The sequence below is a fragment of the Endobacterium cereale genome (assembly GCF_009617585.1).
Lineage (GTDB): Bacteria > Pseudomonadota > Alphaproteobacteria > Rhizobiales > Rhizobiaceae > Neorhizobium > Neorhizobium cereale.
In genome coordinates this window covers 1-20,062 of record NZ_WIXI01000036.1, presented here as the reverse complement: position 1 = coordinate 20,062, position 20,062 = coordinate 1, and the positions used below count along the sequence as shown (strand labels likewise).

22 protein-coding genes are annotated in these 20,062 nt (G+C 60.0%); 6 read left to right on the top strand and 16 right to left on the bottom strand.

Annotated features, from left to right (window positions below):
* Positions 1-2: 2 nt before the first annotated feature.
* Positions 3-917: a phosphatidylserine decarboxylase gene (locus GAO09_RS06205; protein WP_274379750.1), complete on the bottom strand. Its 915-nt coding sequence runs from the start codon at positions 915-917 to the stop codon at positions 3-5.
* On the opposite strand from GAO09_RS06205, the gene GAO09_RS06200 reads away from it, so the two are divergent.
* Entirely contained in the window at positions 875-1,249 is a 375-nt protein-coding gene (locus GAO09_RS06200) for a hypothetical protein (RefSeq protein WP_153353178.1), read from the top strand. The two genes, GAO09_RS06205 and GAO09_RS06200, sit on opposite strands and share 43 nt — an antisense overlap.
* Positions 1,250-1,361: 112 nt before the next feature.
* Positions 1,362-1,610: a hypothetical protein gene (locus tag GAO09_RS06195; protein WP_153353177.1), complete on the top strand. Its 249-nt coding sequence runs from the start codon at positions 1,362-1,364 to the stop codon at positions 1,608-1,610.
* A gap of 77 nt (positions 1,611-1,687) precedes the next feature.
* Here GAO09_RS06195 and GAO09_RS06190 read toward each other — a convergent pair whose 3' ends face one another.
* The 5 genes from GAO09_RS06190 to GAO09_RS06170 all read right to left on the bottom strand — a co-directional run bounded on the left by GAO09_RS06190 (position 1,688) and on the right by GAO09_RS06170 (position 7,400).
* Positions 1,688-2,710 carry an LLM class flavin-dependent oxidoreductase gene (locus tag GAO09_RS06190; protein WP_153353176.1) on the bottom strand — a complete coding sequence of 341 codons (1,023 nt, stop codon included), beginning with the start codon at positions 2,708-2,710 and terminating at the stop codon, positions 1,688-1,690.
* A gap of 174 nt (positions 2,711-2,884) precedes the next feature.
* Positions 2,885-3,376, bottom strand: coding sequence for a hypothetical protein (locus GAO09_RS06185; protein ID WP_153353175.1), 492 nt, complete (start codon positions 3,374-3,376; stop codon positions 2,885-2,887).
* Positions 3,377-3,424: 48 nt separating this feature from the next.
* Positions 3,425-3,565 (bottom strand): hypothetical protein, encoded by a 141-nt coding sequence (locus GAO09_RS06180; RefSeq protein ID WP_153353174.1) that lies wholly within the window; start codon positions 3,563-3,565, stop codon positions 3,425-3,427.
* A gap of 21 nt (positions 3,566-3,586) precedes the next feature.
* The gene (locus GAO09_RS06175; RefSeq protein WP_153353173.1) at positions 3,587-5,476 is read right to left on the bottom strand and encodes an ABCB family ABC transporter ATP-binding protein/permease; all 1,890 of its coding nucleotides are present in this window, start codon (positions 5,474-5,476) and stop codon (positions 3,587-3,589) included.
* A 166-nt stretch (positions 5,477-5,642) separates the two neighbouring features.
* Positions 5,643-7,400: an Ig-like domain-containing protein gene (locus GAO09_RS06170; protein WP_153353172.1), complete on the bottom strand. Its 1,758-nt coding sequence runs from the start codon at positions 7,398-7,400 to the stop codon at positions 5,643-5,645.
* Positions 7,401-7,537: 137 nt separating this feature from the next.
* On the opposite strand from GAO09_RS06170, the gene GAO09_RS06165 reads away from it, so the two are divergent.
* Complete coding sequence (locus tag GAO09_RS06165; protein WP_324185229.1) at positions 7,538-8,173, top strand: LOG family protein; 636 nt, start codon at positions 7,538-7,540, stop codon at positions 8,171-8,173.
* A gap of 10 nt (positions 8,174-8,183) precedes the next feature.
* Here the strand turns inward: GAO09_RS06165 and GAO09_RS06160 are convergent, their stop codons facing one another.
* Positions 8,184-8,513, bottom strand: coding sequence for a DHCW motif cupin fold protein (locus GAO09_RS06160; RefSeq protein ID WP_153353170.1), 330 nt, complete (start codon positions 8,511-8,513; stop codon positions 8,184-8,186).
* A gap of 14 nt (positions 8,514-8,527) precedes the next feature.
* A complete protein-coding gene (gene rarD, locus GAO09_RS06155) occupies positions 8,528-9,478 on the bottom strand; it encodes an EamA family transporter RarD (RefSeq protein ID WP_153353169.1) in 951 nt (316 codons plus the stop codon).
* 139 nt (positions 9,479-9,617) lie between these two features.
* Between rarD (GAO09_RS06155) and GAO09_RS06150 the strand changes: the two genes are divergently transcribed.
* The 3 genes from GAO09_RS06150 to rarD (GAO09_RS06140) all read left to right on the top strand — a co-directional run bounded on the left by GAO09_RS06150 (position 9,618) and on the right by rarD (GAO09_RS06140) (position 11,954).
* The gene (locus tag GAO09_RS06150; RefSeq protein WP_153353168.1) at positions 9,618-10,496 is read left to right on the top strand and encodes a protein-L-isoaspartate O-methyltransferase family protein; all 879 of its coding nucleotides are present in this window, start codon (positions 9,618-9,620) and stop codon (positions 10,494-10,496) included.
* 63 nt (positions 10,497-10,559) lie between these two features.
* Positions 10,560-10,928: an ExbD/TolR family protein gene (locus GAO09_RS06145; protein ID WP_324185228.1), complete on the top strand. Its 369-nt coding sequence runs from the start codon at positions 10,560-10,562 to the stop codon at positions 10,926-10,928.
* 114 nt (positions 10,929-11,042) lie between these two features.
* Positions 11,043-11,954 carry an EamA family transporter RarD gene (gene rarD, locus GAO09_RS06140; protein WP_153353166.1) on the top strand — a complete coding sequence of 304 codons (912 nt, stop codon included), beginning with the start codon at positions 11,043-11,045 and terminating at the stop codon, positions 11,952-11,954.
* Positions 11,955-11,972: 18 nt separating this feature from the next.
* On the opposite strand, the gene cimA is transcribed toward rarD (GAO09_RS06140), so the two are convergent.
* The 8 genes from cimA to GAO09_RS06100 form a co-directional block, all read right to left on the bottom strand.
* Entirely contained in the window at positions 11,973-13,589 is a 1,617-nt protein-coding gene (gene cimA, locus GAO09_RS06135; RefSeq protein ID WP_153353165.1) for a citramalate synthase, read from the bottom strand.
* Between the two features lie 131 nt (positions 13,590-13,720).
* On the bottom strand, positions 13,721-14,680 hold the full coding sequence (gene pip / locus GAO09_RS06130; RefSeq protein ID WP_324185227.1) for a prolyl aminopeptidase: 960 nt from the start codon (positions 14,678-14,680) through the stop codon (positions 13,721-13,723).
* Complete coding sequence (locus GAO09_RS06125) at positions 14,677-15,153, bottom strand: GFA family protein (RefSeq protein ID WP_153353163.1); 477 nt, start codon at positions 15,151-15,153, stop codon at positions 14,677-14,679. The genes pip and GAO09_RS06125 overlap by 4 nt, the downstream gene beginning before the upstream one ends.
* Positions 15,150-15,668, bottom strand: coding sequence for a GFA family protein (locus tag GAO09_RS06120; RefSeq protein WP_153353162.1), 519 nt, complete (start codon positions 15,666-15,668; stop codon positions 15,150-15,152). Before GAO09_RS06120 ends, GAO09_RS06125 begins: the two co-directional genes overlap by 4 nt.
* Positions 15,665-16,162 carry a GFA family protein gene (locus GAO09_RS06115; RefSeq protein WP_324185226.1) on the bottom strand — a complete coding sequence of 166 codons (498 nt, stop codon included), beginning with the start codon at positions 16,160-16,162 and terminating at the stop codon, positions 15,665-15,667. The genes GAO09_RS06120 and GAO09_RS06115 overlap by 4 nt, the downstream gene beginning before the upstream one ends.
* Before the next feature lie 67 nt (positions 16,163-16,229).
* Positions 16,230-17,615 carry a cysteine--tRNA ligase gene (cysS, locus tag GAO09_RS06110; RefSeq protein ID WP_153353161.1) on the bottom strand — a complete coding sequence of 462 codons (1,386 nt, stop codon included), beginning with the start codon at positions 17,613-17,615 and terminating at the stop codon, positions 16,230-16,232.
* 252 nt (positions 17,616-17,867) lie between these two features.
* A complete protein-coding gene (locus GAO09_RS06105; RefSeq protein WP_153353160.1) occupies positions 17,868-18,608 on the bottom strand; it encodes an SDR family NAD(P)-dependent oxidoreductase in 741 nt (246 codons plus the stop codon).
* Positions 18,609-19,050: 442 nt separating this feature from the next.
* The coding region (locus GAO09_RS06100; RefSeq protein ID WP_153353159.1) for an amidophosphoribosyltransferase at positions 19,051-20,062 on the bottom strand (1,012 nt) is incomplete at its 5' end.

Below are 20,062 nucleotides of genomic sequence, written 5' to 3'. Positions count from 1 at the left end.
CGTCAGTTGCGGCGGCTGACGACCGGGCCTTTGGCCGAACCGAATTCGGCCAGCACCGTTTCACCACCGATGGCGCGCTGGCCGATCGAGACACGGGCTTCGCCGCCTGCCGGCACATAAACGTCGAGACGCGAACCGAAACGGATCAGGCCGAAACGCTCGCCGGCTTCCAGCGGTTCGTTCGGCTGTACAAAGCAGAGAATGCGGCGTGCAACGAGGCCGGCGATCTGCACGACGCCGAGCTTGCCGTGCTTGCTTTCGATGACGAGGCCGTTGCGCTCGTTGTCTGTCGAGGCCTTGTCGAGTTCGGCGTTGATGAACTGGCCCGAACGATAGGCGATCTGCGAAATACGGCCACGCACGGGGGCGCGGTTAATATGGCAATCGAACACGTTCATGAACACGGAAATGCGCAGCATAGGCTCGGAGCCGAGATCCAGTTCCGCTGGCGGCACGACCATGGCGACATGGCTGATGCGGCCGTCTGCCGGGCTGATGACGAGGTCTTCATCCTGCGGCACGACGCGTTCGGGATCGCGGAAGAAATAAGCGCACCATGCGGTCAGGATCAGGCCGATCCAGAACAGCGGTTCGGCGATCAGGCCGAGAACCAGCGATACCACGAAGAACGCGGCGACAAACAGGTAGCCCTCCTTGTGGATCGGGACGAGCGTGTTGCGAATGGTGTCGAGTAGGTTGATCAACCGTGTTCTCCTGCGTTGTCGGCGCACTCTGACTACAGAAAAACCCTTACTGCGGCAATGTGGTTCCGCAACGACGCAATTCACCTTGTTGATAGTTGTGTTTATTTGCGAAAATAGCCATCGATCGGCTCGTTGTTTTTCTGAATTGGGTGCGCGAAGAAAGATCTTGAATGAAAGACATACGGCCCTTCCTCTCGGGTATTTCGCTTGCATTCATTCTGACGGGATGGCTGCTGTTCCAAGCCTATCTGGCATGGGTGGTGGATCCCCATGGTCCCGGCTTGATCGGGCCTATGTTTGGCGTCTTTGCGGGTCTCGTTGTTCTGGGAATTCCGCTGTTGATCTTCTGGGGCGGATTCATGTGGTGGAAACGCGGCCGTTTGCCAGGGCGTGTCCATGCGCTGATGTTCCTCCCGCCATTGGCAGCCTTACTTGCCGTGCCGGCTGCCATCATGATCAGCGTCATGCGGGGGCCTGATGCTTCCTCACAGGCGCCGGCAGGAGGCGAAAAACCCGGTATCACATCGCCTGCAACGAACCCATAGCCGGTGGCCGTTTGAGGCATTCCCCATGTCGCGATATGCGACATTTTGTCATTTATTTTGGAACTCATGTCCGCCAGCGGGATTTTGTCAGTCTCAGACAAGGAGAATTGACATGACCAAAACGAACATCTGGCTGGCAATCATGTGCGGTATGATGGTCAATGCCGTTCTTTTCGGTGTCGGCACGATTACCGTTCTGACAGTGCCGGCACTTACGGAACACGCCAAATATCTGATCCCGGCTGTCGTGGTGCTGAGCTTCGCATTGTCGCCCTTCATTTCCTGGCTGATTGCGCCGCGCATGCGTCTGCGCAACTGGGGCAAGGAGGAATGGCAGCGCGGCGACATGATTTCGGGTTAAGCCCGACGTCGCAACGTGAAACGACAAGGCCCGGAAATCGCTAGGATTTCCGGGCCTTGTTCATGTGTCGCGCGAGCTTAGCGCCAGCCCATGGCAGGCGCCACGTGTTTGAGGATCGCCTCGATCACGTGGGCGTTGTAGTCCACGCCCAGCTGGTTCGGCACTGTCAGAAGCAGCGTATCGGCCTCGGCAATCGCCTCATCCTTCTTCAACTCCTCGACCAGCCTGTCCGGCTCACCGGCATAGGAGCGCCCGAAGATGGCGCGGGTCTTTTCATCGATGAAGCCGATCGAATCGTCCTCTTTGCCACCGTTGCCAAAATAGGCGCGGTCGCGGTCATCCACCAATGCAAAGATGCTGCGGCTGACGGACACCCGAGGTGCGCGCGTATGGCCGGCTTCTTTCCACGCTTCGCGGTAGGCGCGGATCTGCTTGGCCTGCTGGATATGGAAAGCCTCGCCGGTCTCGTCGTCCTTCAGCGTCGAACTCTGCAGGTTCATGCCGAGCTTGGCTGCCCATTCAGCAGTCTTGTTCGAACTGGCACCCCACCAGATACGATCCCGTAGTCCTTCGGAATGCGGTTCCAGACGCAGCATGCCGGGCGGATTGGGGAACATCGGACGCGGGTTGGGCTGGGCAAAACCGTTGCCCTTCAGCACTTCCAGCAGGATTTCGGTGTTGCGGCGGGCCATCTCGGCTTCGCTTTCGCCTTCACCCGGCTGATAGCCAAAATAACGCCAGCCATCGATCACCTGTTCCGGTGAACCACGGCTGATACCGAGCTGCAGGCGGCCTTCGGAGATCAAGTCGGCAGCGCCGGCATCTTCCGCCATGTAGAGCGGGTTTTCATAGCGCATATCGATGACGCCGGTGCCGATCTCGATCTTTTTCGTCTTCGCACCGACGGCGGCGAGAAGCGGAAAGGGAGCGGCAAGCTGACGGGCAAAATGGTGGACGCGGAAATAAGCGCCATCCGCGCCGAGTTCTTCGGCCGCGACCGCAAGGTCGATCGATTGCAAAAGCGCATCACCGGCCGAACGCGTGCCGGACTGCGGCGAGGGCGACCAATGGCCGAAGGAAAGAAAGCCGATCTTTTTCATGACTTTGCCTTATGTTGGCAAACACGGTGGACTGGGCTGAATGTGTTTCCCAATCCAGACTCACGGCCGTGCAGCACATCGTATGAACGTTGCTCCTCAGATGGCATGCCGCCCGCCATATTCACAGTGGCCGAGCGGTGAACAGTGCGTCGTCGGTCGCGCCTGCACCAGTTCCTATTCGTCTTCCATGTCAGGCGCGCGATACTCATGGAGGCCGATAGCCGAGAATTCATCCATGTCGGACCGGCGCTGAACACCCATTGCCCGCAGGCCCTCGTTGACAGGCCATTTTGCTTCGCACCCCAGGAGTTGCGAAAACAGGGCAGGTTCCTCGCCAAGCGCTCGCGCCTCCTTCCAGATCAGTCGGGCATCGCGAAAAAGGGCTGCCGCTTGCGAACCGATGCCGCCAAAGAAGTCACTCTCGATATAGAGAAACCCGTCCTTGGCCGAGGCGTTGCGAAGTGCCTGCTCCAGTTCCGGCCCGAGGTATGTAAAACCCGTGTGGGACGGTTTCTCATACGTGGCGAGAGCATCGAGTGCGCTATGGCCAAGTGGCAAGATAAACAGGTCCTGTTGCAGCGGTGCCAGATATTGTGCACCGACTATTTTGATGGTCTCGTTCAGAGCTGTCCGTTTGCCGACAAGACCGATGATGCGCTGTCCCATGTCATCCTCGTCACAAAAGTCGGGTGTCGCGCTGCCGATTGGAAACGATCACCGCGCCGCCTGCGGATCGACCCAGCCCATCCAGGTCGTAAACGCCAGCAACGGCGAGCCCCAGAAAATCAGAACCAGCGCGTAAACAATTCCGACGGCTCCAAGCACGATCAGGCGGGTTTTGCGGTTGCGTTTCATGTCTTTCCCATTCCCCAAAGATTATTCGCCGGCCGGTTGGCCACGCTGGACCACGCCGAGGTCGTCGTTTTCGCGCACCTGGCGCAGATGTTCTTCCGCCTGTGTGGCCTCGCGCTGGCGGTTCCACATCGAGGCGTAGAGGCCGCCCTGTTCGATGAGGGCGGTATGCGTGCCGCGCTCGGCAATCTCGCCGGCGCGAAGCACTATGATCTCGTCGGCATTGATGACGGTCGACAGGCGATGCGCGATCACCAGCGTCGTGCGGTTTTTCGAAACGATGTCGAGGGCAGACTGGATTTCGTGTTCAGTCGTGGTGTCGAGCGCTGACGTTGCCTCATCGAGAATAAGGATCGGCGGGCCTTTCAGCACCGTGCGGGCAATCGCCACTCGCTGCTTTTCACCGCCTGACAGTTTCAGGCCACGCTCGCCGACCTTGGTCTCGAAACCTTCCGGCAGATGGGTGATGAACGTGCCGATCTGGGCGATGTCGGCGGCGGCCTTCACTTCTTCAGCACTGGCGGCTGGGCGGCCGTAGCGGATGTTGTAGGCGATCGTGTCGTTGAACAGCACGGTATCCTGCGGCACCATGCCGATGACCGAGCGCAGCGATTGTTGCGTGACTTCACGCACATCTTGTCCGTCGATTGTCACCGAGCCCTGCTGCACATCGTAAAAGCGGTAGAGCAGGCGGGAAATGGTGGATTTGCCGGCACCCGATGGCCCGACGATTGCCACCGTTTTGCCGGCCGGCACTTCGAAGGACACGCCCTTCAGGATCGGCCGTTCGGGGTCATAGGCAAAATGTACGTTGTTGAAGGCAATGGCTCCGGGTCCACTCGCCAACGGTTTTGCGTCGGGACAGTCCACGACTTCGGCCTCGACCTGGAGAAGGTCGAACATCTGTTCGATATCGGTCAGGCCCTGACGGATTTCGCGGTAGACGAAACCGATGAAATTGAGCGGTATCGACAGCTGCATCAAAAGTGCATTGACGAAGACGAAATCGCCGATCGTCTGCTCGCCGCGCTGAACGGCAAGCGCCGACATCACCATCATCACGGTCTGGCCGATGCCGAAGATCACGCCTTGGCCGAAGTTCAGCCAGCCGAGTGATGTCCAGACTTCCGTTGCCGATTTCTCGTATTTCGCCATAGAGGCGTCAAAACGTTCGGCCTCCATCTTCTCGTTGCCGAAATATTTGACGGTCTCGAAATTGAGAAGCGAATCGATCGCCTTGGTATTGGCTTCGGTGTCGCTGTCGTTCATCGAGCGACGAATGGCGATGCGCCAGTCGCTGGCCTTGATGGTGAACCAGATATAGGCCCAGACGGTCAGCGCCGTCACCAGTACATACCAGAAGCCGTAGGCCGCCCAAAAGATGATGGCCGTCAGCACGAATTCCAAAAGCGTCGGCACCGAATTGAGGATGGTGAACCTTACGATGGTTTCGATGCCCTTGGTGCCGCGCTCGATAATGCGCGACAGGCCGCCGGTCTTGCGCTCCAGATGGAAGCGCAGCGAAAGCTGGTGCATGTGCACAAACGTCTTGTAGGCAAGCTGGCGCACCGCATGCTGGCCGACCGAGGCAAACAGCGCGTCACGCAGCTGGTTCAGGCCCACCTGGATAAGGCGGGTGAGATTGTAGAGGATGACGAGAATGACGGCGCCAAGCAAGAAGGCCGGCAGGATGCCGGCCATGTCGAGCTTGCCGTTCAGCGCATCCGTCGCCCATTTGAAGAAATAGGGCACCGACAGAAGGATGAGTTTCGCCAGAACCAGATAGAAGGTCGCCCACAGCACGCGTGCCTTCAGATCGGCACGCCCCGTCGGCCACATATAGGGCCACAGATTGACGAGTGTGCCGAGCGGATTGCCGCTATCCGCCGAAACGGTCTTTTTCTTCGATGCCATGAAATGTCGGTCCCTTGAGGCGAGGGGCGCGTGCAGCGCTATGGCGCGGACATAAGCGTGAAGGCTGGCGGATGCAATGACAGCGGCATGAAACTTGGCGGATGCGGCCGTCAAAACAAAATCCCCGCCACAAGGGCGGGGATGTCGGTTCAAATCAGCCTGGTTGTCAGGACTTGTTGTGGTCCAGCCATTTGCGGTGCTGCTCCTCGGCGTCCGGCCGCGCCTCGTTCGGCACGCCAAACACCTGGCCGGGCTGGATCAGGTCCGGATTGGTGATCTTGTCCTCATTGGCGAGATAGATCGTCGTGTAGCGCACGCCCTGACCATAAACGCGGCGGGAAATCTGCCACAGCGTATCGCCGCGACGGATGATGACGGATGCATTTTCGCTCTGGGTCAGTGGTGCCTGCTCGATGATGCGCGCATTGCCGGCGGCTGCGACCTCGGCGGGCGCTACGGCCTGTGAGGTCGGCGGCGTATCGACAACCGGGCCGACGGCGCTGGCAATAATCGTGCTGATCTCGCCAAAACCCTTGCCGAATTCGGCGGTGTCACGCGGCAGGGCCTCCAGCGCCTTCAAGGCGGCTGTTGCCTGTGCAACAGTCATTTCGGCAATACGGCGCGCTTCTGCGCTGGCATCGGCCGGCAGGCGGTACTGCGTCAGCGAATTCAGTGCGATCATCGTGGCCGAACGTGCTGCGGCCAGTTGCTCGACCGTCGGCACAGCGCCATCGGCATAAAGGCGGGTCAGGATTTCGTGCGCGCGTGCGACCTGATTGCGCAGATTATCGAAGGCGCCACCATCGATTGGCATCAGTATCTTGCCGGATGAGGATGCCGACGGGCTGGCGACGGCGGCGACCTGATCACCAGCCGGGCGGTTGAACGGCACGGCCACACGAACCAGAGCCTTGCCGTCCGCACCGAGCTGCTCGACTGCGATACGGTGATCGCCGACAGACAGCGGGACTTTGCCATCGATCACGAAATGACCGTTGGCGGCAGCGCTGGCATCACCGATCTTCGTATCATCGGCATAACCACGCAGTTTGGCCTGCGGCTTGGCAATGCCGGCCACGAACAGGCGGTCGCCTTCGATCTCCACGGCGGTGATCTGAATTTCGGCCTTTTGGCCTGCGGCATCTGTCTTCGCGGTGACGCTGCCTGCATTGGGAGCGGTAACGGCGACTTCAGGATTTGCCGGTTTGTTGACGCTATCAGCCGGCTTTGTCTCTGCGGACACAGCGACCCGCTCGGTCTTGGAGGGCGCCTGTTCACCGGTCGTGGGCGTCGCCATCAGGCGGCTCGCTTCACCCGGCTTGGTGACCATGGCCAGCAGTTCTCCGCCCTTGACGGCGGGCACCGAAATCGTTGCCACTTCTTCGGACACGACGGTCTTGCCGTCCTTGCCTGTGACTTTCAGCACCAGTTCATGGTCACCCGGCGGCAGCGGGTTGTCGAGAATGGCGGCAAACTCACCACCATTTGCGACATCTGCCTTGGCCAGCACGGAATTCTTGTCGGCCACTTCCAGCGTGGTGCCCGGTTCAGCGCGACCGGCGATCACAGTGGAGCCATCGGGCTCGACACGCAGCACGTCGAATGTCGGAGCATTGGAGGCCGGGGCCTGTGCGGCGGTCGGGGCCGTGGATGATGCCGCCGGTGCCTGGGCGCTTTGCGCAGGTGCCATCGGAGCGGAAGGTGTCGTTGTCGCCGGTTCCTTCGGCTTGGTGCCCTCAACGAGGTCCTGAGCCGCCTTGCCGCCTTCGGCAACAGCTTGCTCCACCTGTTTGCCAGCCTCGTTGATCGCCGCGCCAAGCGGTTGCTTGTCGTCGGAAATGCGGGGCATGACGAAAAACACCATCACGATCGTCGCGATGGCCAGGACACCAATGGCCAGCCAGCCGGCAGGATTCTTCAACATCAGTTCTCTCCGGACGGAACGCCCGCCGCATCAAAGGGAAATAGCCTTTTCATGCAACCTTCACAAGCTTTTCAAGGATTTCTGCCTTGCTCTTCGCGTTCTTTCCGGTCAATTTTGACGTTTGTGCGTCGTCACGCGTGAAGAACAAACAAAAAACGGAGAAAAGCGTGCCAATTCAGTCGATATGCGTCTATTGCGGCTCTCAGCCCGGCCGCGACCCTGCTTATCTCGCGGCGGGGCGTGCGCTCGGCAAATCCATCGCCGCCCATGGCCTGCGTCTCGTCTACGGCGGCGGCACCAAGGGCATCATGGGTGCGGTCGCATCAGGCGTATTGTCGAACGGTGGTCAGGTGACGGGAATCATCCCTGAATTTCTTGTCGATATGGAGGCAACCCGCCACTCTCTCGGCCAACTGGACGAACTGATCATCACCAAGGACATGCACGAGCGCAAACACAAGATGTTCGAGCGTTCGGATGCTTTCGTGACGTTGCCGGGCGGCATCGGCACGCTGGAGGAGATTGTCGAGATCATGACCTGGGCGCAGCTCGGCCGCCATGAAAAGCCGATGGTGTTTGCCGATATCGGCGGTTTCTGGAAACCGATGCTTGATCTCGTCAGCCATATGCGTGATCAGGGTTTTATCCACCGCGCGCATCTGGTGCAGCCGCTGGTGATTTCCGAGGTCGATCAGATCGTTCCAGCCATCCTCGAACGTGCCGAGGAACAGGGCACGTCCGAAGGGAAAAAGGACGTCATCTCAAAGCTTTGAGATAAAGATCTCAGTCAACGATGAAGAGTTTCGCGCCCGTTGCTGTCGACGTGCGGTGAGGTTCGGCATTGTCCGCCACCTGATAGCTCATGCCGGGTTTCAGTACGAACACCCGGCCATCGGCGAGCTCGGTGGTCATCTCGCCTTCCAGGCACAGAAGGATATGGCCTTTTTCGCACCAGTGATCGGCGAGGTATCCCGGCGAATGTTCGACCATGCGCACGCGGATCGGACCAAAGTGGCGGGTCCGCCAGGTGGAATGACCCGTATCACCCTTGTGTTCGGTCGGCTCGATTTGCGACCAGTCGGTGGTGCCGAAGGGGATGTCGTTGATCTGCATGAAGTATCCTCGGTTCAGCGCCGGCCCAGCGGGCGCAGCATGGCAAGTGTGTAGAAGATCAACGCCGACCAGATAAACAGGAAGGCGACGAGTTTTGTGCCGCTCAGCGGTTCACCGAAGGCAAACACTGCGATCAGGAACACGATGGTCGGGGTGATATATTGCATGATGCCGATGGTGGAGAGGCGCAGCAGTTTGGCGCCGGTCGCAAAGGTCATCAGCGGAATGGCGGTAATGAAGCCGGCGCCGATCAACAGCAACCTGTCGTTCATGCCGGTCTGCAGGAAATGTCCCTGACCGGTGGTTTCGAGATAGATCAGGTAGGGCAGGGCCGGAATGGAAAGCAGCAGCACTTCCAGAAAGAACCCCTGGTTGGGGCCAATCGGCAGCGTCTTGCGGAAAAAGCCGTAAAGGCCCCAGCTCAAGGTCAGGGTGAGCGCCACCAATGGCAGGCTGCCGGCATCCCATGTGAGGATGGCGACCGCGATGGCGGCAAAGATAACGGCAAGGATCTGCGCCGGCGCCAGCTTTTCCTTGAGAAAGAATGCACCCAACAGGATGCTGAAAAGCGGATTGATGAAGTAGCCCAACGCACCTTCCAGCGCCCGATCATTGCTGACTGCCCAGACGTAGGTTCCGGCATTGATCGAGATCAGCACGGCGGTGACGCTTGCCATCATCAGCGTTTTGGGTGAGCGCACGGCCAGCAGCACATCGCGGGTTCGGCCTAGACAGAGAAGCACCACGCCGGCGATCGGCACGGACCAGAGTACGCGGTGGGCCAGAAATTCCAGCGGCGAGATATGCGATAGCGCCTTCATGTAGAAGGGCATGAAACCCCATATCAGGTAAACCGTCAGGGCAAGTAAAAATCCCCGGCGGCTGTCGCTCGCCGACACGGCCGACGAAACGACCGCCGCTCCCGTAGCTTCGGCGGCGATGGGCGTTGCTGTCGGTTTGGACATGGGTGTTTCCGGATCGGTTAAGGCGCTGATCCTGTCTATCTTTGGCAAATGCCATCTGCCAATGCATTTCGTTTGTATGCCATTGATTTTTGACGTCCGTTGCCATCATGTTCGGCAATCTGCGGTGGAGGTGGTGAGCATGAGCAATCAGGATGAGGTGGGCTACCGGCACATCTATGCGCGCCAGATATTGGCCAAGGCCGGTGTCACGCAGAACCAGCGGCTGGAAAGCGCCCTTACCACCGTCCGGCGCGAGGATTTTCTCGGCCCCCCGCCATGGCTGTTCCGGGATGTCAGCCAATACCGGGAGCTCGCCTCCAGCGATCCGCTAGCACTCTATCAGGATATGCTGGTGACGCTTGATGCCGCGCGTCATGTCAATAACGGCATGCCGTCGCTGCACGCCAATGCCCTGCACAGGCTCGGCATACGTGAAGGCGAAACTGTCGTGCATCTGGGCGCCGGCAGCGGCTATTATACGGCGATCATCGCCGAGCTCGTCGGTGCTTCCGGTAAAGTGATCGGCGTGGAATACGATGCTGCCCTGGCTGAGCGCGCACAGACGTCATTGTCCGGCTACCCGCAGGTCAGCATCGTCCATGGCGATGGGCTGAAATGGGCATCGGGCGATTTGGAAGCGGATGTCATCTACGCCAATTTCGCACTCGATCATCCACCGGCGGCGTGGATCGACAATCTCGCTTCGGGCGGCAGGTTGCTGTTTCCTTTTGGGGTCCCGACGATCGAAGCCGGCCGGCCGACCGCCTTCAGCCGCTGGGCGGCGTTTCTGATGATAGACCGGCGGCCCCGTGCCTTTGGGGCGCAGTTTCTCGCACCCGTCTCCTTCATCTGGGCGGAAGGGCAGGAGCCCGCGCCGGAAGGACGCCACGAGGCTCTTGCAGAGGCATTCAAGAGGCGCAACCTGGCCCGCGTTCGCAGTTTTCGCTGGTGTGTGCCGGCAGCGGGTGAGGAATGGTATGGCGAAGATGACTGGGGATTATCGTTCGATGAGGTGTGAGACGTGAGGAACAGCTTTTCAGCCGGAAGAGTTTTCGCTTTTCTCGTTTCATGTCTCGGCTTTATGATGGTGCCCGTTATGGCGCAGGCGCAAATGCCGGTCCTTTTCGATATTCCGATTGCATTACCGGAGGTGAAGCCGCAGCCGCCTGCTGCCACCGTTCTTCTTGGCATCGGAAAAGACGGACACTTCTCAGCCTGCGGCCAGACGATGCGAAACCTGAATGCGCTGCCGTCAATGCTGGAAAAGGGCAATGAAACGCGGATCATGCTGAGTGCCGATCGATCTCTGGATTACAAGATGGTGTTGTCGGCGCTGGAAGGATTGCGCGAACTTGGTTTCCTCAAGGTGGGGCTGGTGGCAGCCGATGCCGATCAGGAAGCCGTGTTTTCGCCAGAAGTGCGGCAGATCAAGGCCTGCCGCAACGGCTGAACCGCGCGATGGCTTTCATTCATGACCTTGCTGAATGTAAGCTTCAACCGAATGAATTGGCACATAGGGCCGCAAGAGCCTAGAAGCCGCTGATCCAGCAGGGAGGATCATCCGATGGCCACCGACAGTGTCGCGCCGCAGATCAAGAACGAAGATACGCCGCGCGGTTTTGCCTTCGCGCTGACCGCCTATCTGATGTGGGGTTTTCTGCCTTTCTATCTGAAGGCCGTGTCGCATCTGCCGCCGCTGGAAGTTCTGGCGCACCGGGCGATCTGGTCGGTGCCGGTGGCTGGCGCGGTCCTCCTCATCCTCAAACGCACTGAGGAGCTGAAGGTGGCGATCCGCACGCCTCGCATGCTCGGCATGGCCTGTGTCACGGCTGCCTTCATCACAGTCAACTGGGGCATCTATGTCTGGGCGATTGCCAACAATCACGCGCTGGAAGGTGCGCTCGGATATTTCATCAATCCGCTGTTCAGCTTCTTTCTGGCCGCGGTGATTTTGCGTGAGAAAATGAGCCCGGTGCAGCTGGCGGCCATCGCGCTTGCCGCAGTCGGTGTCGCCATCCTCACCTGGGGCGCCGGTGGCCTGCCATGGGTGTCGCTCGGCCTTGCCGTTACCTGGGGCTGTTATGCGCTGTTCCGCAAGACGCTGCCGATCGGCCCGAACCAGGGTTTCTTTCTGGAGGTGCTTCTGATCAGCATCCCGTTCCTGCCCTACATCATCTATCTGGAAGTGACGGGCGCAGGCCATCTCTTCAACAGCACCGGTTATGATACGTTCATCCTGATGCTGGCCGGCCCGATTACCGCCGGGCCGCTGATGATCTATGCCAACGGCGCCAAACTGCTGCGTCTCTCCACCATCGGCATCATGCAATATATCGCGCCGACGCTGATCTTCCTGATTGCCGTCTTCGCGTTTAAGGAGCCGCTGAGCACTAACAAGCTGGTGGCATTCATGTTCATCTGGTCGGCGCTGGTGGTGTATTCCTATGGCATGCTGAAGGCCGCGAGGGCGCGGTGATCGGAATGGATCGCGGCTTTATTCCGCCGCGATCCGGCCCGCCAGCTCGCGGTTCTTCATCAGCTTGTAGATGACCGAATCCATCAGCGCCTGGAACGAGGCGTCGATGATGTTTTCCGACACGCCGACCGTCCACCAGCGCACGCCGCTGCCATCGGTGGATTCGATCAGCACGCGAGTGATCGCCTCGGTGCCGCCGTTGAGGATACGCACTTTGAAATCGGCGAGAACGAGGTCGTCGATCTCGTTCTGGTATTTTCCAAAGTCCTTGCGCAGCGCGAGGTCGAGTGCGTTGACCGGCCCGTCACCTTCCGCCACCGACATATGGTTTTCACCATCGATCACGATGCGCACCACCGCTTCCGAGACCGTCTTCACACGGCCGAAACTGTCGAAACGTCGTTCGACCATCACGCGAAAACCATCGACGGCGAAAAACTCTGGAATAGTGCCGAGCGTGCGACGTGCGAGCAGTTCGAAACTGGCGTCGGCGCCTTCATAGGCATAACCGGAAGCTTCGCGTTCCTTGACGATAGAGATCAGGTGATCGAGTTTTGGATCGTCCTTGGCAACCTCGATGCCGCGGCGCTTCAGTGCATTGAGAAAATTCGACTTGCCGCCCTGATCCGACACCATGACCTTGCGGAAATTGCCGACACTTTCGGGCGGCACATGTTCGTAGGTGCGTGGGTCTTTCAGCAGCGCCGATGCATGGATGCCGGCCTTGGTGGCGAAGGCGGAGGCGCCGACATAAGGCGCCTGATGATTGGGTGAGCGGTTGAGCAATTCGTCGAAGGCATGACTGAGCCGTGTCAGGCCGGTGAGGCGCTCGGGGTCGATAGCGGTCTCATAGCGCGAGGCAAAAGCCTCCTTGAGACAGAGCGTGCCGATCAGCGTGATGAGATTGGCGTTGCCGCAACGCTCGCCGATGCCGTTGAGGGTGCCCTGTACCTGCCGGCAGCCGGCCTCAATGGCGGCCAGTGAATTGGCAACGGCCTGGCCGGTATCGTCATGTGCATGGATGCCCAGCGACGAGCCCGGAATGCCGGAGGTGATGACGGCGGAAACGATCTCGCGCACCTCGTTCGGTTGCGTTCCGCCATTGGTGTCGCACAACACGATCCAGCGCGCGCCGGCGTCATATGCGATGCGGGCGCAGGCGAGGGCATAGGCCGGGTTGGCCTTGTAGCCGTCGAAAAAATGTTCGCAATCGACAAGCGCTTCCTTATCCGCAGTCTTGGCGGCCTCGACGCTACCGCGAATGGATTCGAGGTTTTCCTCGTTGGTGCAGCCGAGCGCGACCTCGACATGGTAATCCCAGCTTTTGGCGACAAAACAGATGGCATCGCTTTTTGCCTGCAAAAGGGTGGCAAGACCGGGATCGTTAGAGGCGGAAATGCCGGCGCGCTTGGTCATGCCGAAGGCGACGAACTTTGCCCGCGTTGTGCGCTGTTGCGTGAAGAAGGCAGTGTCGGTCGGGTTTGCGCCGGGATAGCCACCCTCGACATAATCGAAGCCGAATTCATCGAGCATGGCCGAAATCGCGATCTTGTCCTCGACGGAAAAGTCTACGCCGGGGGTCTGCTGGCCGTCGCGCAATGTCGTGTCGAAGAGGTGGATGCGGTCGCGGGTCATTGGTGTTCCCTCCCGAGGAACATGGGTTGCGGTTGGTCCGGGTGGCCTTGTTCCCTGGCCTTCTCCCCGCATACGGGGAGAAGGTGGTCGCGGCCGGATGAGGGGCTGCCGCAAAGCCCGTCAGATATGCTTCAGGTCTTGCCTGCAAACCGGTCCGTTGCCCGGATCAGCTGGTCGGTTATGCCGGGCTCGGAGACCGAATGTCCCGCACCCTCGACGATGTGGAAATCCGCTTCGGTCCAGACCTTGGACAGTTGCCAGGCATATTTCAGCGAGCACGGCATGTCATAACGGCCATGCACGATGGCGCCCGGAATGCCTTTGAGTTTCGTCGCATCGCGCAGAAGCTGGCCTTCCTCCAGCCAGCCGGCATGCATGAAATAATGCGTTTCCAGCCGGGCGAAGGCGATGGCGAATTGGTCCTCGCCAAAACCGGCCGTCATTGCTGCATCCGGCAGAAGCGTGATGGTCGAGCCTTCCCACGTGCTCCAGGCCTTGGCGCAACGCAGCTGCTCGGCCTTGTCGGTGCCTGTCAGGCGGCGGTGATAGGCGGCCAGCATTTCGTGGCGTTCCGTTTCCGGAATGGGTGCGATAAAATCCTCCCACTTGTCCGGAAACATTTCCGAGACGCCGAACTGGTAATACCAGTCCATCTCCGCCTTGGTCAGCGTATAGACGCCGCGCAGCAGCAGTTCGCTGACTCGCTCCGGGTGGGTTTGCGCATAGGCAAGCGCCAGTGTCGACCCCCAGGAGCCGCCGAACACCTGCCACCTGTCCACACCCACCATCTCGCGCAGCCGTTCGATATCGGCGACCAGATGCCATGTCGTATTGGCCTCAAGCCCGGCATGCGGTGTCGAGCGGCCACAGCCGCGCTGGTCGAACAGAAGCACGTCGTAAAGCGCCGGATCGAAAAGTCGGCGTTGCGCCGGTGTGCAGCCGCCACCCGGTCCGCCATGCAGGAAGACGACGGGCTTGGCGCCCTTGGTGCCGACGCGTTCCCAATAGATCACATGGCCGTCGCCGACATCGAGATGGCCGCTCTCATAAGGTTCGATCTCAGGATAGAATGTACGAAGAATTTCGGTCACAGGTGCAGACCCCTTTCCGGCCAGTGTTCGGTATCGTGGTCAGGATGCTGGAAGGAGATAATCTGCTCCTGACGGGCATAATAACCCACATCGCCATGGATATTGGCCTCGAAAATGGTTTCCACCCAAGGCAGCCGGAACGCGTGATTAACCTGCACCGTGGGGGCCAGATCATCACGTTCGTCAAAAGCACCGATGGCTATCTCGAGGCTGGACGGCGTGCGGTAGGTCAGCGGTGTTCCGCAGTTCTCGCAAAAGCCCCTGTCGATGTTGACGGAGGATTGAAAGTATTTTGGTTCGCCACGGGTCCATTCCAGTCCACCCTCCGGCGCGGTGACCAACGGGCCGAAAAAGCCGCCAAAGGCTTTCTGGCACATGCGGCAATGGCAGATCGATGCCCGCCCCAGCTTGCCATGGATACTGAAGCGGACGGCGCCGCACTGGCAGCCTCCTGTTCTGGTTGCTTCACTCATGCATCGTCCTCCGTTTTGCCGGCGTCCTGTGCGGATCGTGCCGGGATGGGCTGCCACATGTCTGTATCGTGATCGGGATGCTGGTTGGAATTGAGGTCGGCGAGGAAGGGCGCATCGGCAATGTCCTCCTCCGTCCGGCGGGCGGGCAGGGCATGCAGATGCTCGACAAAAGGCAGTTTGCTTTCGATGCCATATTGTATCGACGGCGGCAGGCTCGACGGATCGTCGAGTGCACCGGCCGAGACGGCGATGGTGCCCATGGCTTCATAGGTCAGCGGCGTTCCGCAATTGTCACAGAAGCCGCGCTGCACATGGTTGGACGATTGGAAATATTTGGGCGCTCCGCGTGTCCAGGCAAACGCCGCCCCCTCTGTCGAGACCAGCGGCGCGTAATAGGCGCCGAACGCCTTCTGGCACATGCGACAGTGACAGATGGAGGACCGGCCTGGTTTGCCTTCGATACGGAAGCGGATGGCGCCGCATTGGCAGCCGCCGGTATGGACGTGATAGGTCAAATCCGCTCCTTCCCAGGCCGAGTGTCGCTCCACGCATCGGTGTCATGATCAGGATGTTGTCGGCTGCCGGATGCAACCGCTGCCTCGTCTTCCGGTGACATGTCGAAACTGTCGTCGTGCCTGAGGCCGTCGAGATCACTGAACCACGGCATCTTGCGGGCAAGGTTGGTCTGCACTTCAGGCTTCACGCTTTCGGGCTCATCCAGAGAGCCGAGCGTGATGCTGATATGGTCGCTGCCGCCATCGTAAAACAACGGCGTTCCGCAGCGGCTGCAAAAACCGCGACGCACACAGTCGGAGGACTGGAACCATGTCGGTTCGCCGCGCGTAAGCGTGAAATTCTCGTGCTTCACACCGCCGAACGGCATGAAATAGCTGCCCGCCGCCTTCTGGCACATTCGACAATGGCAGACATGCGGAAAGCCGATCTCGCCTTCCGCCCGGTATCGCACGGCACCGCATTGGCAGCCGCCGGTGTAGATCTGTCTGGTCACTCTTCAAGCCTCCTGAACCATCGAAGAACACCATACGGTGGCGCGAACATGCGCCACCGGTCTTATCCTAGCGCTTGACCTCCCAGGTCGTCACCCTTTCGCCGGTCGCTGCATCCTTGCCGTCTTTCAGCTGGATACCCTTTGCCGAAAGCTCGTCACGGATCTTGTCGGCCTCGCCAAAATTCTTGGCCTTCAGCATTTCCAGCCGCATGGAAACCACGGCATCCACGGCACTGGCCAGAGCTTCGTCCACCTCGGTCTTTTTCGGTAACACGCCGAGGAGGGCGGCGCTTGCCGCAAACATCGGCATGAGCATCGCATCGGCATTGGCTTCCTGCGCCAGCGCATGCAGGCGCTGAACGGCGGCGACGGTGTTCAGGTCGTCGGCCAGCGCATCGATGACGATCGAGCAGGGCGCTGCCTCCGAAGCATCCACCGCCGGCCATTTGGCGATCAGACGCTCGGCTTCTTCCAGACGCTTAATCGAGAAATCGATCGGCTCGCGATAATGGGTCATCAGCATGGCAAGCCGCAGAATTTCACCCGGCCACCGGCGACCGCCGAAATCTTCTGTCGCCAGCAACTGGTTGATGGTGACGAAATTGCCGTCGGATTTCGACATCTTGCGGCCTTCGACCTGCACGAAGCCGTTATGCATCCAGACGTTGGCCATCACCTCGGTGCCATGGGCGCAACGCGACTGGGCGATCTCGTTTTCATGATGCGGAAAGATCAGGTCCAGACCACCGCCATGAATGTCGAATACCTCGCCGAGATAGCGGCCGCTCATTGCGGAGCATTCGATATGCCAGCCCGGCCGGCCACGGCCCCACGGGCTTTCCCAGCCGGGTTCGTTGTGGGAAGACAGCTTCCACAAAACGAAATCGCCGGGGTTCTTCTTGTGAGCATCGACGGCGATGCGCACGCCGGCCTGCTGTTCGTCCAGCGGACGCTTGGAAAGCTGGCCGTAATCGGTCATCGACTTGGTATCGAACAGCACTTCGCCTTCGGCTACATAGGCATGGCCGTTACCGATCAGCTTTTCGATGATGGCGATCATCTGCTCGATATTGTCGGTGGCGCGCGGCTCGACGGTCGGTTCGAGGCAGCCGAGCGCTGCGACATCCGCGTGGAACTGCTTGGCTGTCTTTTCCGTCACCGCATGGATAGCGTCGTTCAATGGCAGATGCGGAAAGTCACGCAACGCCCGCGCGTTGATCTTGTCATCGACGTCGGTGATGTTGCGGGCATAGGTGACGTGGGCATCGCCATAGACATGCCGCAGCAGCCGGAACAGCACATCGAACACGATGACCGGGCGGGCATTGCCGATATGGGCAAAATCATAAACCGTGGGGCCGCAGACATAGACGCGCACGTTGTCGGCATCGATCGGCTGAAAGACCGTCTTCTCGCGGTTCAAGGTATTGTATAGCTTGAGCGTGACGCTCATTGAAAAATTCTCCCAAGGTGCTCAAGGCGCATGCCACCACCGGTACCGGACCGGGGCGTTTGTCTTCAAGGCTTTCGAGAGACGAAAACGACCGGACCAGCGCGAACGCTAGCGGATAATGTTCCCACAAATGGAAATCGTCGTTTTCATGATGTCGGTTATGGCGCGGGGTCGGGATTTGGTCAAGGGGAGGAGCGGCCCGCTATTTGTCAAAGCGAGCCGATCAAGCCTTTCATGGAAGGTCGCGGCCGCTCACTCCGGCAGCCGATACTCCACGAACCGGTTTTCCCGTACCACGAACAACTTTCCGCTCTCCGTCAGCTCAGGCGACATCAGCGGCAAAATCTTTTCCGCAATCTCGGAGGGGTGCGGCAGCGTTTCCGGATCTTCGCCGGGCATGGCCTGGGCGCGCATCGCCGTGCGGGTGGCGCCGGGATTGACGAGATTGATCTTCAGGTTCGTGTGCGCCATTTCCTCGGCCCAGATGCGCCCCATGGTTTCCACCGCCGCCTTCGACATCGCATAGGCGCCCCAGAACGCGCGTGGATTGGTGGCGACGCCCGAGGAGAGAAGCAGCGCGCGGCCCGCATCCGATTTGACCAGCAGCGGCTCCAACGAGCGGATCAGGCGCCACATCGAAGTGACATTGGTGTTCATCACGCGCTCGAAGACTTTTGCCTCGACATGGGCGATCGGCGAGATGACGCCGAGAATGCCGGCATTGGCGACGAGAATATCGAGCTTGCCCCAGCGTTCGAAAATCGAGGCGCCGAGCTTGTCGATGGCCGCCATGTCGGTGATGTCGAAGGGAACAAGGGTAGCGGAACCGCCGGCCGCCTTGATGGCGTCATCCAGCTCTTCCAGGCCGCCGACCGTGCGGGCGCAGGCAATCACATGCGCACCCGCCTTGGCCAGTTCCAGCGCGGTGAAATAACCGATGCCCCGCGAAGCGCCGGTCACCAGCGCAATCCTGTCCTTCAAGTCGATCGTCATGTCTCGCCCTTAAATGCTGCGGCCATTGGCAGGCGCGCCGTTATGGAGGCATTGCTCCGCGGCTATGACGGGCGACCTCTCGGATACCGTGATTGTCACAGGCGTCCGGTATGCGCAAGACCCTGCGCGCAGCCGGGGTAACGGGGCCGCGACACCCTGCCATCGGCATGTCGTTTCGATGGAACGCAGGTGCGCGCAGCGAGGCTACTGCTGGCAGGGCGGCTGAAAAGGGGCATAAAAATCGACACGGCATGTCGTCTCCGTTGCAAGGAGTAACATGCCAAATTTTCCTCGCCCGCCGATTGACCCGGATCAATGCGCCCGTTGATGGTGGGTGCGGCCTTTTGTCAGTCGCGCCTTGTGTCGCAACGACGTTTCAAACGAGAAAGGCGCCCGTCCTGGAACGAGTGCCCTTTCCAATCACTGATGATGATGTGCCGGATCAGCCGTTGCTGGCCAGAAGCGAAACCTTGCGGCCGACCGCTTCGCCATCCTTGTCGAGAAGACGGGTCGGGTAGTCGCCGGTAAAATAGTGGTCCGTGAACTGCGGACGCGCATCGTTGCGATCCTCGCCGCCGACGGCGCGGTAAAGCCCGTTGATGGACAGGAATTCAAGGCTGTCGCAGCCGATATATTTGCACATCGCCGCCAGATCCTCGTACTGGTTGGCGAGCAGCTTGTCGCGGTCCGGTGTGTCGATGCCGTAGAAATCCGGATAGTAGATCATCGGGCTGGCGACGCGCAGGTGCACTTCCTTGGCGCCGGCATCGCGGATCATCTGCACGATCTTCAACGAGGTGGTGCCGCGCACGACCGAGTCATCGACCAGCACGACGCGTTTGCCGTCGATCATCGCCCGGTTGGCCGAATGTTTCAGCTTGACGCCGAGCGCGCGGATCTGCTGGGTCGGTTCGATGAAGGTGCGGCCAACGTAATGGTTGCGGATGATGCCGTATTCGAACGGAATGCCGCTCTGCTGGGCATAACCCAGCGCTGCCGGCGTACCGCCATCCGGCACAGGCACGACGACGTCTGCGTCGACCGGGGCTTCCTTGGCGAGGTTGATGCCCATGTTCTTGCGGGCAACATAAACCGAGCGGCCGCCGACGACGGAATCTGGACGGGCGAAATAAACGTATTCGAACAGGCAGAGACGCTCCGGCTGGCCGTTACCGGCCTTGCGGGCGTCGACCGAAACGGACCCATCCGGCTGCGTTTCGCAGATGATGACTTCGCCGTTTTCGACGTCACGCACGTATTTCGCGCCGATGATGTCGAGTGCGCAGGTTTCCGAGCAGAACACCGGCTTGCCGTCGAGTTCACCCATGACCAGCGGGCGAATGCCGGTAGGGTCGCGGGCGGCGATCAGCTTGGTGCGGGTCATGGCCAGCATCGAATAGCCGCCTTCCATCTGACGAACCGCATCGATGAAGCGGTCGGCCGTGGAAGAGTAA

Excerpts from the sequence above, each read along its gene's own strand:
- GAO09_RS06150 (WP_153353168.1), top strand. The coding sequence starts at position 9,618 with ATGAGCAATCAGGATGAGGTGGGCTACCGGCACATCTATGCGCGCCAG.
- cysS (WP_153353161.1), bottom strand. The coding sequence starts at position 17,615 with ATGAGCGTCACGCTCAAGCTATACAATACCTTGAACCGCGAGAAGACG.
- GAO09_RS06160 (WP_153353170.1), bottom strand. The coding sequence starts at position 8,513 with ATGCAGATCAACGACATCCCCTTCGGCACCACCGACTGGTCGCAAATC.
- GAO09_RS06195 (WP_153353177.1), top strand. The coding sequence starts at position 1,362 with ATGACCAAAACGAACATCTGGCTGGCAATCATGTGCGGTATGATGGTC.
- GAO09_RS06105 (WP_153353160.1), bottom strand. The coding sequence starts at position 18,608 with ATGACGATCGACTTGAAGGACAGGATTGCGCTGGTGACCGGCGCTTCG.
- GAO09_RS06125 (WP_153353163.1), bottom strand. The coding sequence starts at position 15,153 with ATGAGTGAAGCAACCAGAACAGGAGGCTGCCAGTGCGGCGCCGTCCGC.
- GAO09_RS06185 (WP_153353175.1), bottom strand. The coding sequence starts at position 3,376 with ATGGGACAGCGCATCATCGGTCTTGTCGGCAAACGGACAGCTCTGAAC.
- GAO09_RS06145 (WP_324185228.1), top strand. The coding sequence starts at position 10,560 with ATGATGGTGCCCGTTATGGCGCAGGCGCAAATGCCGGTCCTTTTCGAT.
- cimA (WP_153353165.1), bottom strand. The coding sequence starts at position 13,589 with ATGACCCGCGACCGCATCCACCTCTTCGACACGACATTGCGCGACGGC.
- GAO09_RS06175 (WP_153353173.1), bottom strand. The coding sequence starts at position 5,476 with ATGGCATCGAAGAAAAAGACCGTTTCGGCGGATAGCGGCAATCCGCTC.
- rarD (WP_153353169.1), bottom strand. The coding sequence starts at position 9,478 with ATGTCCAAACCGACAGCAACGCCCATCGCCGCCGAAGCTACGGGAGCG.
- GAO09_RS06170 (WP_153353172.1), bottom strand. The coding sequence starts at position 7,400 with ATGTTGAAGAATCCTGCCGGCTGGCTGGCCATTGGTGTCCTGGCCATC.
- GAO09_RS06190 (WP_153353176.1), bottom strand. The coding sequence starts at position 2,710 with ATGAAAAAGATCGGCTTTCTTTCCTTCGGCCATTGGTCGCCCTCGCCG.
- GAO09_RS06180 (WP_153353174.1), bottom strand. The coding sequence starts at position 3,565 with ATGAAACGCAACCGCAAAACCCGCCTGATCGTGCTTGGAGCCGTCGGA.
- rarD (WP_153353166.1), top strand. The coding sequence starts at position 11,043 with ATGGCCACCGACAGTGTCGCGCCGCAGATCAAGAACGAAGATACGCCG.
- GAO09_RS06200 (WP_153353178.1), top strand. The coding sequence starts at position 875 with ATGAAAGACATACGGCCCTTCCTCTCGGGTATTTCGCTTGCATTCATT.
- GAO09_RS06205 (WP_274379750.1), bottom strand. The coding sequence starts at position 917 with ATGCAAGCGAAATACCCGAGAGGAAGGGCCGTATGTCTTTCATTCAAG.